This is a genomic window from Streptomyces sp. SCPE 10 (assembly GCF_051980735.1).
GTDB lineage: Bacteria > Actinomycetota > Actinomycetes > Streptomycetales > Streptomycetaceae > Streptomyces > Streptomyces misionensis.
This window is the reverse complement of record NZ_CP197069.1, coordinates 1112466-1125818: the sequence shown is the minus strand read 5'-3', so window position 1 is coordinate 1125818 and position 13353 is coordinate 1112466. Positions and strand designations below refer to the sequence as shown.

Annotated in this window: 14 protein-coding genes and 2 pseudogenes; 11 read left to right on the top strand and 5 right to left on the bottom strand. The window is 69.6% G+C overall.

Annotated elements, in window-relative coordinates:
- Position 1 precedes the first annotated feature (1 nt).
- Entirely contained in the window at positions 2-904 is a 903-nt protein-coding gene (locus ACSP97_RS05270; RefSeq protein ID WP_440556498.1) for an SDR family oxidoreductase, read from the bottom strand.
- Between the two features lie 317 nt (positions 905-1221).
- On the opposite strand from ACSP97_RS05270, the gene ACSP97_RS05265 reads away from it, so the two are divergent.
- The 8 genes and pseudogenes from ACSP97_RS05265 (at position 1222) to ACSP97_RS05230 (ending at position 6785) form a co-directional block, all read left to right on the top strand.
- Entirely contained in the window at positions 1222-2010 is a 789-nt protein-coding gene (locus ACSP97_RS05265) for a PaaX family transcriptional regulator (RefSeq protein WP_440558555.1), read from the top strand.
- Positions 2011-2151: 141 nt separating this feature from the next.
- Entirely contained in the window at positions 2152-2283 is a 132-nt protein-coding gene (locus ACSP97_RS05260; RefSeq protein WP_355329975.1) for a hypothetical protein, read from the top strand.
- A gap of 65 nt (positions 2284-2348) precedes the next feature.
- Positions 2349-2708 (top strand): SDR family NAD(P)-dependent oxidoreductase, encoded by a 360-nt coding sequence (locus tag ACSP97_RS05255; protein ID WP_355330052.1) that lies wholly within the window; start codon positions 2349-2351, stop codon positions 2706-2708.
- A pseudogene (locus tag ACSP97_RS05250) lies at positions 2618-2932 on the top strand (SDR family oxidoreductase); the annotation flags it as partial. The gene ACSP97_RS05255 and the pseudogene ACSP97_RS05250, both read left to right, overlap by 91 nt.
- 373 nt (positions 2933-3305) lie before the next feature.
- Positions 3306-4370, top strand: a complete 1065-nt coding sequence (locus ACSP97_RS05245) for a Rieske 2Fe-2S domain-containing protein (RefSeq protein WP_440556495.1) — start codon at positions 3306-3308, stop codon at positions 4368-4370.
- Between the two features lie 17 nt (positions 4371-4387).
- Positions 4388-4621: a hypothetical protein gene (locus ACSP97_RS05240; protein WP_440558554.1), complete on the top strand. Its 234-nt coding sequence runs from the start codon at positions 4388-4390 to the stop codon at positions 4619-4621.
- The gene (locus ACSP97_RS05235; protein WP_358276348.1) at positions 4621-5589 is read left to right on the top strand and encodes a PDR/VanB family oxidoreductase; all 969 of its coding nucleotides are present in this window, start codon (positions 4621-4623) and stop codon (positions 5587-5589) included. The genes ACSP97_RS05240 and ACSP97_RS05235 overlap by 1 nt, the downstream gene beginning before the upstream one ends.
- Before the next feature lie 419 nt (positions 5590-6008).
- Positions 6009-6785: an IclR family transcriptional regulator gene (locus tag ACSP97_RS05230; protein ID WP_074995881.1), complete on the top strand. Its 777-nt coding sequence runs from the start codon at positions 6009-6011 to the stop codon at positions 6783-6785.
- Between the two features lie 655 nt (positions 6786-7440).
- On the opposite strand, the gene ACSP97_RS05225 is transcribed toward ACSP97_RS05230, so the two are convergent.
- The gene (locus ACSP97_RS05225; protein WP_355154973.1) at positions 7441-8427 is read right to left on the bottom strand and encodes a helix-turn-helix domain-containing protein; all 987 of its coding nucleotides are present in this window, start codon (positions 8425-8427) and stop codon (positions 7441-7443) included.
- Between the two features lie 365 nt (positions 8428-8792).
- Here ACSP97_RS05225 and ACSP97_RS05220 point away from each other — a divergent pair.
- Positions 8793-8927 (top strand): annotated as a pseudogene (locus ACSP97_RS05220) (IS5-like element IS4811 family transposase); the annotation flags it as partial.
- 18 nt (positions 8928-8945) lie between these two features.
- Here the strand turns inward: ACSP97_RS05220 and ACSP97_RS05215 are convergent.
- The 3 genes from ACSP97_RS05215 to ACSP97_RS05205 form a co-directional block, all read right to left on the bottom strand.
- On the bottom strand, positions 8946-9446 hold the full coding sequence (locus tag ACSP97_RS05215; protein WP_355154975.1) for a DUF6924 domain-containing protein: 501 nt from the start codon (positions 9444-9446) through the stop codon (positions 8946-8948).
- A 589-nt stretch (positions 9447-10035) separates the two neighbouring features.
- Positions 10036-10835 (bottom strand): IS5 family transposase gene (locus ACSP97_RS05210; RefSeq protein ID WP_259332577.1). Its coding sequence is split into 2 segments (ribosomal slippage): positions 10036-10497 and positions 10500-10835, totalling 798 coding nucleotides; the frame shifts between segments, so codons are not numbered across the junction.
- Between the two features lie 57 nt (positions 10836-10892).
- Positions 10893-11692, bottom strand: a protein-coding gene (locus ACSP97_RS05205) for an IS5 family transposase (RefSeq protein ID WP_259332577.1) whose coding sequence is annotated in 2 segments (ribosomal slippage) — positions 10893-11354 and positions 11357-11692 — 798 coding nt in all. Because the reading frame shifts where the segments join, the coding sequence is not laid out codon by codon here.
- 163 nt (positions 11693-11855) lie between these two features.
- Between ACSP97_RS05205 and ACSP97_RS05200 the strand changes: the two genes are divergently transcribed.
- Positions 11856-12704, top strand: a complete 849-nt coding sequence (locus ACSP97_RS05200) for an oxidoreductase (RefSeq protein WP_440556493.1) — start codon at positions 11856-11858, stop codon at positions 12702-12704.
- Entirely contained in the window at positions 12704-13318 is a 615-nt protein-coding gene (locus tag ACSP97_RS05195) for a TetR/AcrR family transcriptional regulator (RefSeq protein ID WP_355154981.1), read from the top strand. Before ACSP97_RS05200 ends, ACSP97_RS05195 begins: the two co-directional genes overlap by 1 nt.
- The last annotated feature ends 35 nt before the right edge of the window (positions 13319-13353 follow it).

Genomic DNA, 13353 nt, shown 5'->3' with positions numbered 1-13353 from the left:
CTTACAGCTGCGGGGCGGGGATGCCGTACGTCTCCGGGCGCTGGCCCACCGAGGTCGGCCAGGCAGCGGCGATCGCGTCCGCCGACCAGCCGCCGTCGGTGTACGCGGCCGAGACCTCCTGGGGGTGCGACCACAGCGACAGCTTGTCTCCGCCGATGCCGACGCACTGGCCGGTGACGTCCTTCGCCGCGTCGGAGGCGAGGAAGACGACCAGGCCCGCGCAGTCCTCGGCGGTACCGAAGGCGATGCCCTTGCGCAGGGAGTCGGGGAAGGGCGTGCCGTCGTTCTCGTACGCCTCGATGTAGGGGGCGAACAGCGGCATGGTCTTCGTCATCTCGGTGGCCGCGTTGGGGACGACGGCGTTGGCGGTGATGCCGGCCTTCGCCAACTCCATGGCCCAGGTGCGGACCATCGCGGCGATGCCCGCCTTGGCGGCGGCGTAGTTGGTCTGGCCGAAGTTGCCGCGCTGTCCGGCGGGGGAGCCGGCGACGATGATGCGGCCGCCCTCGCCCTGCTCGCGCATCCGGATCGCGGCGGCGCGGGCGCAGGTGAAGGTGCCGCGCAGGTGCACCCGCTGGACGGTGTCGAAGTCGTCGTCGGACATCTTCCACAGCACGCGGTCGCGCAGCACGCCCGCGTTGGTGACCATGACGTCGAGCCGCCCGAACTCGGCCACGGCCCGGTTCACCAGGGCGTCGGCGGCCTCGCTGGTGCCGACGGCGACGACCTCGGCGACCGCACGCCCTCCGTCCTCGGCGATCTGCTTGGCGGCCGCCTCGGCCGCCTCGGCATCCACGTCGTTGACGAGGACCGAGGCGCCTGCGGCGGCGAGGGCGCGGGCGTAGGCGAGGCCGAGGCCGCGCCCGCTGCCGGTGACGACGGCAACCTTGCCGGAAAGGTCCATGGGTGAATCTCCTTGAGGGCGGAGAGATGAGGGAGCGCAGAGGAAGCGGCGGGGGGCATCGCCCCACGGGGTGTGCCCCGTCCCGTCCGCTCGTTCGATCTGCGCGCAACGCTAGGCATTCTCCTTGCAGCGGTCAATAGAGTGCGTAACATTGGGTGTACGGCGGTGGCGTGAGGCGGGAGGGCGACATGGCAGGCGGCAGAAGCGGTGCGGCGGGCGGAGACGCCGCGCGGGGCGAGGGCGCGGTGTACGAGGCCACGGGGGGCGAACTCCGGACGGGTCCGGGCTCCGAGGTGACCCTGCGCCCCCAGTCCCTCATGCTCACGTTCCTCGGCAACTTCGTGCTGGGCAGCGACGTCTGCGTCTACTCCGGCAGCATCATCGAGGTCTTCGGCCGCACTGGCGTGGGCGAGCACGCCACCCGTTCCACCCTGACCCGCATGGTGGGCCGCGGCCTGCTGCAGCGCCGCCGCGAGGGCCGCCGCATGTACTTCGGCCTCACCGACCGGGCGGCGGCAATCCTCCGCGACGGCGAGCACCGTATCTGGAAGCAGGGCGCCGTCAACGACGACTGGGACGGGACGTGGACGCTGCTCGCCTTCTCCCTGCCCGAGGCCAGCCAGCGGCAGCGCCACGACCTGCGCTCCCAGCTGACCTGGGCGGGCTTCGGCCCGCTCATCGGCGGCCTGTGGATCGCACCGGGCCAGGCGGACGTCACCGCGATCACAGAGGACACCGAACTCGGCCCCCACATCAGGGTGTTCCGCTCCACCGCGGACCCCGCCACCGACATCTCCCGCATGGTGCACGAGACCTGGGACCTCGCGACCCCGTCCGCCGGCTACACCGCCTTCCTCGACCGCTGGTTCGCGTTCGCGGACGGCCGCGATGCCTCGGACGTCGACGAACTCGCCGTCAAACTCCGTCTGCTGACGGAGTGGCTCCAGATCGTCCGCGCCGACCCGCACCTCCCGATCCAGCACCTCCCGGCAGACTGGCCCGCCGCCGCGGCGGAGGACGTCTTCCGCCGCGCCAACGCCCGCGTCGACGCGGCGTCCCGGGCGCTGGCGGAGGAGGTGCTGGAGACGGTGCCGCTGCGAGCGTGACGGATGTCGGCCGGCGCCTTGGCCGGCCCCCGCCTCGACGTACCCGCACCCGGGCCCGTTGCGGCACGGGCCTGCCGGCTGGGGCGATGATCCGCCTGGCGGTGTCCGGTCTGGCAGCCCCGTCCGCGGCGGTCGATCGACGTGACGTATCCCAACGACAGCCTCGGCCCGAGCGACCCGATCGGACCGAACGACGCCCTCGCTCCGGACGACGTCCTCGACTCGAACGACGTCCTCGGCCGGGCCGACATGCATGCGGAGACCTCCAGGTGACCGCAGACTTCGACGCCCCGGACGACCCGATCGCCGCCGCAGACCCCGTCGCCGACGGCCAGTGACTGCGCGGCCGCGCCGGAGCCGGACTCACCGGACCCGAGGGCGGCGTCGGCCACGCCATCGCCCGGGCCCTCGTCCGGCACGGAGCTGCCGTCGCCGTCCTGGACCGCGACGCGGAAGCCGCCAACCGCACCGTGGACGCGATCGTGAAGGACGGCGGCGAGGCCTTCCGCGTCGACGCCGAAGCCACCCGTGACGAGGACTGCCGGCGCGCCGTCACCGTATGCGCGCGGCGCTTCGGCGGACGCCTGGACGTCTCCTGGTCAACAACGTGGCCTCCGGCGAACGCTCCGGCCTCTTCGAGGTCGGCACGGACGACTGGGACCGCCTCATGGACGTCAACCTCAAGAGCGCCTGGCTGATGACCCGGCACGCGGAGCCGAGGATGGGGGAGGGTTCCGCGATCGTCACCATCTCTTCCGTGGGTGCCCGGAGGCCTGATCCCGGCGTGGTCTACAGCGTGGCCAAGGCCGGCCTCGATCACCTCACCAAGGGCACGGCGAGCACACTGGGACCGCGCGGCATCCGCGTCAACTGCGTACAGATCGGGGCGATATGGCCATCGATGGCGGCCCGTAACATCCCAGCGGAGGCCCGCGAGGCCGCCGCCGCGCCATCGTCCTCGGCACGGAGGGGACGCCCTGAGACCCTGCGTACGCGGCCTGTTCCCGGCCGGCGACAAGGCGCGCTGGATCTCCGGACACATCCTCACCGTCGAAGGTGGCGGCATGCGCCGCCCGCCCCGTTGAACGGCCCCTGCCTCGGCCTTCCGTTCAACGGAAGGCGCCCTGTTCACGGGCCCGTGTCCGCAGCACTCTGGAAACCGCCGACCCTCCACCCCGCCCCCTCGGGGCAACCGGCAACCGAAACCCGCGAACCCCCACCCTCACTCCCAAAACCCACTCCGCAGTCCCCGATCCGTCGATGCGGCGGGTCCGCCCGACGCAAGGGAGATGACGATGACGTCATACGCGCGCAACCAGTGGTACGTGGCCGCCTACGGCAGCGAGATCGGGCGGGAACTGTTCACCCGCACCATCTGCGGCGAGTCGATCCTTTTCTGGCGCACCGAGGCGGGGGAGGCCACCGCCATGGCAGACCGGTGCGTCCACCGCCGGTTCCCGCTCTCCGAGAAGCCGAGCCGACTGGACGGCGACACGGTTGTCTGCGGCTACCACGGCTTCACCTACGGCGCCGACGGTGTGTGCGTGAGCGTGCCCGGTCAGAAGCGCGTGCCGCGCACCGCCCGGCTCACCTCCTACCCCGTCAAGGAACGGGACTCCTTCGTGTGGGTGTGGATCGGCGACAAGGACAAGGCCGACGAGGCCCTGATCCCCCGCGCCCCCTGGCTGGACTCGCCCGCCTACACCACCGTCTGTGGCATGGAGCCGCTGGCGGCTCGCTACGGCCTCCTCGTCGACAACCTGCTCGACCTGTCCCACGAGACGTACCTCCACGGCGGCTACATCGGCACCCCCGAGGTCGCCGAGACCCCCATCACCACGGAGGTCGACGACAAGGCGGGCGTCGTACACGTCAGCCGGCACATGGACGACGCGGCCTGCCCGCCGTTCTACGCCAAGTCCACCGGCATCACCGGCCGCATCACGCGCTGGCAGGACATCGAGTACCACGCCCCCTGCCTGTACCTCCTGCACTCGCGCATCGCCCCGGTCGGCGCACCCGGCCCGGACGCGGACGGCGGCGACCCGGACGCCTTCCACGTCGAGGTCGTCTACGCCATCACTCCCGAGACGGAGACCAGCACTCACGACTTCTGGGCCGTGGCCCGCGACTTCGCCTTGGACGACCAGGAGGTCTCCGACTTCCTGCGGGAGAACAACCGCACCGTCGTCCTCCAAGACGTCGTCGCACTCAACAGGCTGGAGCAGGTCATCGCCTCCGAGCCGGCCGGGACGCAGGAGCTCAGCATCAACATCGACACCGGTGGCCTGGCCGCCCGCCGCATCCTCCAGCGGCTCGTCGAGGCCGCCACGACCACACCCACCGCGGCCGTCCGATGAGCCCGCAGCCCACGACGATGCTCGAGGGAGACACGGTCTACCGGATCGTGTGGGTCCCCGGCACGGACCGGCTGCGCGGCTGGTGCTGGTGCGGCGAGCCCCGGGAGTCCGAGGACCCGGTGGAGCTGTGGGAGTGGTTGCTCGCCCATCCCGACGGGCACCCGGGCCCGGGGACCGCCCCCGCCCCGCGCCCCGCCCCCACCGACTCGTCGGCGCCTGACCCGCGTACTCGCGTACTCAAGGACCTCTGATGACCACAAGCACCACCACACCCGAGGCCGAACTCGACCTCGTCGTGGCCCGCCGCACCGACGAGGCCGACGGTGTGGTCTCCCTCGACCTGCACCGGGCCGACCACGCCCCGTTGCCCGCCTGGACGCCCGGCGCGCACATCGACCTGGTGCTCGCCCCGGATCTCGTACGGCAGTACTCGCTGTGCTCCTCGCCGGACGACACCCACGTATGGCGCGTCGCCGTCCTGCGGGAGGACGACGGGCGCGGCGGATCCCTCCAGGTGCACGACAAGTTGGCCGAGGGGAACCCGGTCCGGGTGCGCGGCCCGCGCAACCACTTCCCCCTGGAGCGCGCCGAGCGGTACCTCTTCATCGCCGGCGGCATCGGCATCACCCCCATCATCCCGATGCTGGAGCAGGCGGAACGTCATGGATCCGCATGGGAGTTGGCGTACGGAGGGCGAACACTTTCGTCGATGGCCTTCCGCGGCGCACTCGTCACCCGGTACGGGGAGCGAGTGCGGGTCCGACCCGAGGACGCGTACGGGCTCCTCGATCTCGACGCGCTCCTGGGGACGCCGCGGCCCGGCACACTCGTCTACTGTTGCGGCCCGGAACCACTCCTCAAGGCCGTCGAGGAGCGGTGCGCCGACTGGCCGCCCGGCACCCTCCACGTCGAGCGGTTCGCGCCGAAGGAGCTTCAGGCGCCCGTACGGGACGGGGCGTTCGAGGTCGAGCTGGCGCAGACCGGCATCACGGTGACCGTCCCGCCGGACAAGTCCGTGCTGCAGGCGGTCGAGGAGGCCGGTGTGCAGGTTCTCTTCTCCTGCCAGGAGGGCACGTGCGGCACCTGCGAGACGGCCGTGCTGGAGGGCACGGTCGACCACCGCGACTCCCTCCTCACCCCCGCCGAACAGGAGGCGCACGACACGATGATGATCTGCGTCTCCCGGGCGGCGTGCCCGAGACTCGTCCTGGATCTTTGACGCTCGGTGTCGTACGGGACTCGTCCGGGATCTTCGACGATCGCGTGACGGTCCGGTGCGACGGCCGGGGCGTGCTGTCAGGACGGCCCGCACAGAAGGTTTTGCGTGGCGCCCCACCGCCGACGTAGCCCGGACACTCCGGTGACGGGCAGCCGCTCCCCACCCGACATCTGAGGAGGCCGAGAGAAGGGCGGGAGCCTGCTTGCGAGGGCCCGAGACGCCCGCCCGTGCCTCCGGGGACCGCCACGCTCGTGGCCGCAGGGGCATTCCGTTCATGCCGGACCGCTCGCCATTCGACCAGTATCCCGTCGTTTCGAATACTTGCCAGAGCATTGACGGCCGTCAGCGATTTGCCTAGCTTCTCGGTGACGTGCCCGAGCCCGCTGTGGAGCGGCGAGCACCCGGACAAGGAGGTCCGCATGCAGCGCCGAGCCCCGACCGAGAACTGTTCGGTGACGGCCAGGGCTCTGCAGGTGCTGGAAGCCTTCACTCCGGACCGGTCCGTCCTGCGGCTTGCCGAGATCTCCCGCCACACCGGCCTGCCCCTCACCACCACCCACCGGCTGGTGAAGGAACTGGCCGGCTGGGGCGCGCTCGAACGCGAGCCGGACGGCGGCTACCGCATAGGGCTGCGGCTGTGGGAGATCGCCTCCCTCGCTCCGCGCGGCCTCGGCCTGCGCGAGGCCGCCCTGCCCTACCTCTCCGACCTCGGGCACATCACCCGCGAGAACGTGCAGCTCGCCGTCCGCGAGGAGCTGTCCGTCGTCTACGTGGAGCGCCTCGCCGGCCGTGACGCGGTCCGAGTCCTGACCCGCGTTGGCGGGCGCTTCGACCTCGCGCCCACCGGCGTCGGCCTCGTCCTCCTCGCTCACGCACCCCGGGAGGTCCAGGAACAGGTGCTCTCCCGGCCGCTCGTCCGGCACACGGAGAAGACCCTGTGCACCCCGGACGAGGTCCGCCGCGCCCTCGCCGAAGTGCGCCGCACCGGGGTCGCCGTCAGCGACCGGCAGGTGACGATGGACGCCGTGTCGGTCGCCGCCCCCGTGTATGGTCCGGACCACACCGTCGTCGCGGCCGTCTCGGTCGTCGCCCACGCCGACACCGTGAACCCGCACGCCCTCGCCCCGTTGGTGCAGGTCGCGGCGCGCGGGATCTCACGGTCCCTCGGGGCACGGCTCAGGTCCTCGGTCGCGTGACGGATGGACACGGACCAGGCGGCAGGGCGGATGCGGCCGGATCGCCTCACCGGCACGGTGGGGAGGCCTGGCGGATATGTCCGAGTCGCCTGACCGGCGTACTCCGACGGCCGATGGGCCCCGACAGCAGCGGACCGGCTGAGCAAGGTCTCGATGGCCGGCCACGCGCGTGCTCGGCGCTCCTGCTCCGCCACGAAGCCGCCGTGGACGATCTCGTCGACCAGACCCTCGGCGTCGATCACGGCGTCGGCCAGACGGGAGAGGGCCGCGGCGTCGTCTGGCCACGGGCTGCTCGCCGGGCGGCACCGCTCCAGCAGCGCTGGGGCGTGGTCGACGACGGTCAGGAAACGGCGCCAGGCGTGGTTGAGGAACGACGCCGTCGCGGCGCTGAGGGCGGCGACGCTCATCCGAGCGCCGGATCAGGCGCTGCGTACGCGCTGAACCCAGCGTGGGGAAGTCGATGGCCGAAACCCGGATCTGGCCCGGGTTCGCTGACAGCAGGGTGGCCTTGAAGTCGTGTGCGTGCTTGGAGGCGATGGTATGGGGCGCCAGGTCCTGAGCCACGAGCTCACAGAACCAGTCGAAGCGACCGGCGGCTGGCAGGTCGCGGTTGCGCAGTGTCATCACAGCCGGGCGGGACACGCTGTCGTCGCCTTCATCGCGGATCGTCCTGTCCGCTGGTGGAGAGACCGTTTCGATATGCCCCCGGACTGATCCCGTAGCGCTTCTTGAACGCACGATTGAAGACGGCCGCGTCGTGAAAGCCCCACTGGGCCCCGATCTGCTGGATGCTCCGCTCCGCGAAACGTGGGTCCGCCAGGTCGGCACGGCAGCGCCGCAGCCGCTCCTCCCGGATGCAGGCGCCGACGGTGGTCTCCTCGTAATTCTGGAACAGCAGGTGAAGTTGGCGTATCGACATGTGGTGAGCCGCGGCTATCGCGGGAGGTGTCAGCCTCGTATCCGCAAGGTTGCGGACGATGAACTTCTTCACCGCCCGTACGAGGACGGCCTGCCGCGTCTCGACGGGCACTTCCTTCTGGACCCCGGCCACATCCGCCAGGAAAGCGGTGGCGAGGTCCACGACGGCCGGAGCCAAGCGTGCGCGGTGAGCTTCCGTGAGGGCTGCCGCCTGATCCACCAGCCCTCGCAGGAATCCTGTCAGCAAAGCCGCGGGGCCGCTGTCCGACGGCATCTGCCGCGCGGTGAGTTCCCGCAGCCGCTGCTCTCGGATCGGCACCGCGTGCCGGGGCAGATGCAGCAGAACCGCGCACGACGGGTCGTCGGGCACGCCGGAGAAGGCATCGAACGGACGTGAGGTGTCGTACAGCACGAGGTCGCCGGGGCGGAGTGACGTTCCGTTGTGCCCCTGCTCCAGGGCCATTCCTCCGCCGGTCACGAAGGCCAGCATCCACAGTTCCGGGTCGCTTCGCCGGATGAGGCGCTGGGTGCGTTCCGACCGCAGAGCCGGGAACTCCAGCGCCGAGACCTGGATCTGCCCCAACTGCATGTGCCTCATCGACGCTGGGAAGTCGGTGCTCCGGGCTCTTGTGAGCCGGGTGGGAACCAGGTCCTGAGCTGTGAGTGCGCACCACCAGTCGAATCGATCAGAGACCGGCAGGTCGGTACTGCGTACCTCGATCATGTAAGGAATTCCCCCGAATTGCTGTGCGAGGTCCGGAGCCTCGCTCGCCCACTCCGCCTGACGACGTTCGCTGGATGCACGTGCGAAGGTGCTTGCATCGAGCCTCGCGCAACATGACCAGGGGAGGCAACACACGTTTGTGGGAATCGGCCAGTCGCGAGCCGGACAATGGGTGGCGTGGCGACAGGACGCTTCACGTTTGACCATGTCATGGTCGAATTGTCCCGGTCCACGCGCACCTGATAGGCGGTGATCCGACCATCGGTCGGAGCGGTACCGGGTCTGGTCGGCGATTCCGTGGCCACGTCGTTCACGACACTCAGGGGGTCCGAGCCACGCGTGTGGGGAGCGATCGAGGGTGAGGCCGCAACGCTCGTGACTACGAGCGCCTTCTACAGCACTCGGAAGCACGCCTGAATTGGGCACTCATCACCATGGTGACCCGGCGGCTGACGCGCAAAAGCCCGCGCACGAGTCAGTGGACGCGGAAGACGCCGGCCCTCGGATGATCATGGGTCCTACTCGGTGAAGGAGCGGAAAACTCCTTCCGAGTCCTCGTGCGCGCGCGACGAGAACGCCTCGAAGTCCATGTTGGCCAGTTCAAGGTTGGCATGGATGGAGTGGATACCGCTCGGCACCGTGCGGAATTCCCGTCCGAACTCGACCGTGGCCTCGTAATCCTCGTCGGTGTCAAAGTCCTCCCGGGTCATGGTGGTGACCGCAAGCAGGGCGTGGTGGTCGGCACGCATCGTCGTGCTGTCGGCGACGAACACCACACTGAGCTGGTCCCACAGCTCCTCGTGAGCCGATATCGCCGCCAGGATCGCGTCTGTGTCCGCGCCGTCCAGCTCCGGCGCGTCGACCACGTCATAGGAATCCGCAGGGTCGCCGTCGTAGTGGGAGGACCTCTCCAGCTCCGCCGTCACCTCCCGCCACGCAGCCTCGTCCGTAAAGTCGGTCCTGATGATCACAGCTGAGAACTCGTTGCGCTCCGACAGCCCGGACAGCGCCACCATCATCACCACTCCTCGAAGAATTCTGTCTGTAGTCCTGATCCGGGCCAGAAGGTAGCGCACGGCACTGACATCGCCGTCGGCAGACACAATCGTCCGGGGGCCGGAAAGCTGTGAGGGAAGGTGACTTCAGCGCGCGGCTACGAACGCCTGCCCCAGCGCTCCGAAGCGCATCTGAACTGGGTACTCACCCCTTGGGGCTGTGACCCACTCGACTACGGCCCGGCTGGTGACATCATCAGCCGGGCCGCAGTCGCTGAAGACCCGCGTCCGCAGTGCCGGAGCGCCGTCCGGCTCGCCGACGCCGTCGGCGCGGGATGGCGTCCTGCCGCGTCTGCACCAGGCGGGTCACCGGGTGTACCGGCCGTATCTGCGCGGCTTCGGGGACACCCGGTTCCAGGATGCCGGGCGCCTGCGCAGCGGGCAGATCGGCGCGCTCGGCCAGGACCTGAGCGACTTTGTCGAGGCTCTGTACCTGCGCGACGTGGTGATCGCCGGGCACGACGGGGGGGCTCGCGCCGGATACGTCGTCGGCGCGCTCTTTCCGGTAGGCGAGCCCACCCAGCCCCGAGGCCGGATGGCCTTAGACGTCATCTCATTTGGTGAGTCTGCGGTAGCAGATGAGGGTGCAGGCGATGCTCGTGAAGGCGAGGAAGTGTTCGGCCTTGCGCTCGTAGCGGCGGTGGAGTCGGCGGCAGCCGGCGAGCCAGGCCATCGTGCGCTCGATGGTCCAGCGGTGTCGGCCGAGCCGTTGCGAGGTCTCGACTCCCTTGCGGGCTATGCGGTGCCGGATACCCCGCTGGGATAACCATCGCCGCAGGTGGGAGTAGTCGTAACCCTTGTCCGCGTGCAGTTTGCCGGGCTTACGCCTACGGGGGCCTCGCCGGGACCGGATCGGCGGTATGCCCTTCACGAGCGGGATCAGAGCCTGGCTGTCGTGGACGTTGGCACCGGAGATGCCGACAGACAGGGGCAGACCGGTCCGCTCGGTGATCAGGTGGATCTTCGAGCCGTACTTGCCCCGGTCGACAGGATTCGGACCCGTCAGCTCCCCTTTTTCAGGGCCCGCAAGTTCACCGAGTCGATCGCGCAGCGAGACCAGTCCAGGTCTCCGCGGGCTCCGAGTTCGTCCAGGACCAGGCGGTGCAGCTTGGCCCACACGCGAGCCTTCGTCCATTCGGTGAACCGTCGGTGAGCTGTCGCTCCGGACGGTCCGAACGACGACTTCGGCAGCTGCTGCCACGTGCAGCCCGACGTCGCCACGAACACAATCGCCGCCAGCACCTCACGGTCGCCGTGCCGGCGCCGGCCGCCACCTTGAGGCCGTGATGGTGCCTCCGGCGCGACCCGCTGGAACAGTTCCCACAGCTCGTCCGGCACCAGCCGCTCAATGATCCCCACCACAGCCGACAGCCTACTCAGCCAAATGAGATGAACTCTTAAGACGTCATCTCATTTGGTGAGTCTGCGGTAGCAGATGAGGGTGCAGGCGATGCTCGTGAAGGCGAGGAAGTGTTCGGCCTTGCGCTCGTAGCGGCGGTGGAGTCGGCGGCAGCCGGCGAGCCAGGCCATCGTGCGCTCGATGGTCCAGCGGTGCCGGCCGAGCCGTTGCGACGTCTCGACTCCCTTGCGGGCTATGCGGTGCCGGATACCCCGCTGGGATAACCATCGCCGCAGGTGGGAGTAGTCGTAACCCTTGTCGGCGTGCAGTTTGCCGGGCTTACGCCTACGGGGGCCTCGCCGGGACCGGATCGGCGGTATGCCCTTCACGAGCGGGATCAGAGCCTGGCTGTCGTGGACGTTGGCACCGGAGATGCCGACAGACAGGGGCAGACCGGTCCGCTCGGTGATCAGGTGGATCTTCGAGCCGTACTTGCCCCGGTCGACAGGATTCGGACCCGTCAGCTCCCCTTTTTCAGGGCCCGCAAGTTCACCGAGTCGATCGCGCAGCGAGACCAGTCCAGGTCTCCGCGGGCTCCGAGTTCGTCCAGGACCAGGCGGTGCAGCTTGGCCCACACGCGAGCCTTCGTCCATTCGGTGAACCGTCGGTGAGCTGTCGCTCCGGACGGTCCGAACGACGACTTCGGCAGCTGCTGCCACGTGCAGCCCGACGTCGCCACGAACACAATCGCCGCCAGCACCTCACGGTCGCCGTGCCGGCGCCGGCCGCCACCTTGAGGCCGTGATGGTGCCTCCGGCGCGACCCGCTGGAACAGTTCCCACAGCTCGTCCGGCACCAGCCGCTCAATGATCCCCACCACAGCCGACAGCCTACTCAGCCAAATGAGATGAACTCTAAGCCCTCCATCCCGTGAGCACTACCAGAATCTACGCTGTGACGGCAAAAATCGACACGGTGTAGACTTTCTGGTGGAGGAACGGTCCGGCTCCTCGCAAGACCTCTCTGGAGGAACAATGCACAAGCAGAACTGGCTCATCACCGGCGTCAGCACGGGCCTCGGACGTGCCTTCGCCGAGGCCGCCCTGGCCGCAGGTCACACCGTCGTCGGCACAGTCCGCTCCGAGGAGGACCTGCGGGCCTTCGAAGAACTCAGGCCCGGTAACGCTCACGGTCGCCTGCTGGACGTGACGGACGACGACGCCGTCCACGGTGTGGTCGCGGAGGTGGAGCAGAACGTCGGCCCTTTGGATGTCGTCGTCGCCAACGCCGGCTACGGCCTGGAGGGAACCTTCGAGGAAACCCCGCTGGCCGAGGTGCGGCGGCAGTTCGAGGTCAACGTGTTCGGAGCGGTGGCCACGCTGCAGGCGGCGCTGCCCCACATGCGCCGACGTCGCCGCGGACACCTGATGGCCGTCACCTCCATGGGCGGGCTCATGGCCGTGCCCGGCATGTCCGCCTACTGCGGCAGCAAGTTCGCCCTGGAAGGCATCCTCGAGGCGCTGGGCAAGGAAGTCGCGCAGTTCGGCATCCACGTGACGGCGATCGAGCCCGGCTCCTTCCGCACCGACTGGGCCGGACGGTCCATGACGCGCGCCGCGCGGACCGTCGACGACTACGACGAGTTGTTCACCCCCATCCGCGAAGCCCGGCAGAAGGCCAGCGGCAACCAGTTGGGCAATCCGGCCAAAGCCGGGGACGCCCTCGTGCACATCACTTCGGTCGAGCGTCCGCCGGCCCACCTCGTCCTGGGCTCGGACGCACTGCGACTGGTCACCGATGCCCGCGCGGCCGTGGACGAGGACATCCGCGCATGGGAGGCACTCTCCCGTACCACCGACTTCGCCGACGGCGCGCAGCTCTGATGCCCGGCCACCACCCCGCGCGGAGCCGTCGCGCCGCCGAACGCAAGGGCGACATCCGGGAGCGGGCCATCCTCGACACCTGCGAGGCCCTGCTGGCCCACAAGGGCTACGACGCCATGACCGTCGGCGACATCGCCCAGGGCGCCGGCATCACCCGCGGCGCGCTGTACTTCTACTACGGCTCCAAGCAAGAAGTGGTCACGGCACTCGTGGCCCGGACCGTCGAGCACCTGTGGGAGCGGTCGAAGGCCACCGCGGAGGCCGACGAGCCGCGCCGGGCCATCGCGGCGGCCATGCAGCGCACGGTCGAGCTGTGGAATGAGCACGGCCTGGTCATGCGCACGGCGATCGACCTGTCGTTGACCGTGCCGGAGATCGGCGAGCTGTGGAACCACACGGCTGACCTGTTCATCGCGGCTATCACCGCCGTACTGGAACGCGCCGGCATCCAGGCCGGCACCGCACCGGACCAGGCCCCGGCGATGGCACGGGCCCTGTGCTGGATGATCGAGCGGACCTTCTACCACGCCTCACAGGAATCCCGCGAGAAGCTCCAGGAAGCGTCGGCGACATGCGAACACATCTGGCTGACCAGCGCCGGTCTGACCACCTGAGCTATCTGCCAGGGACGCAGTGAGGCGCTCGACCT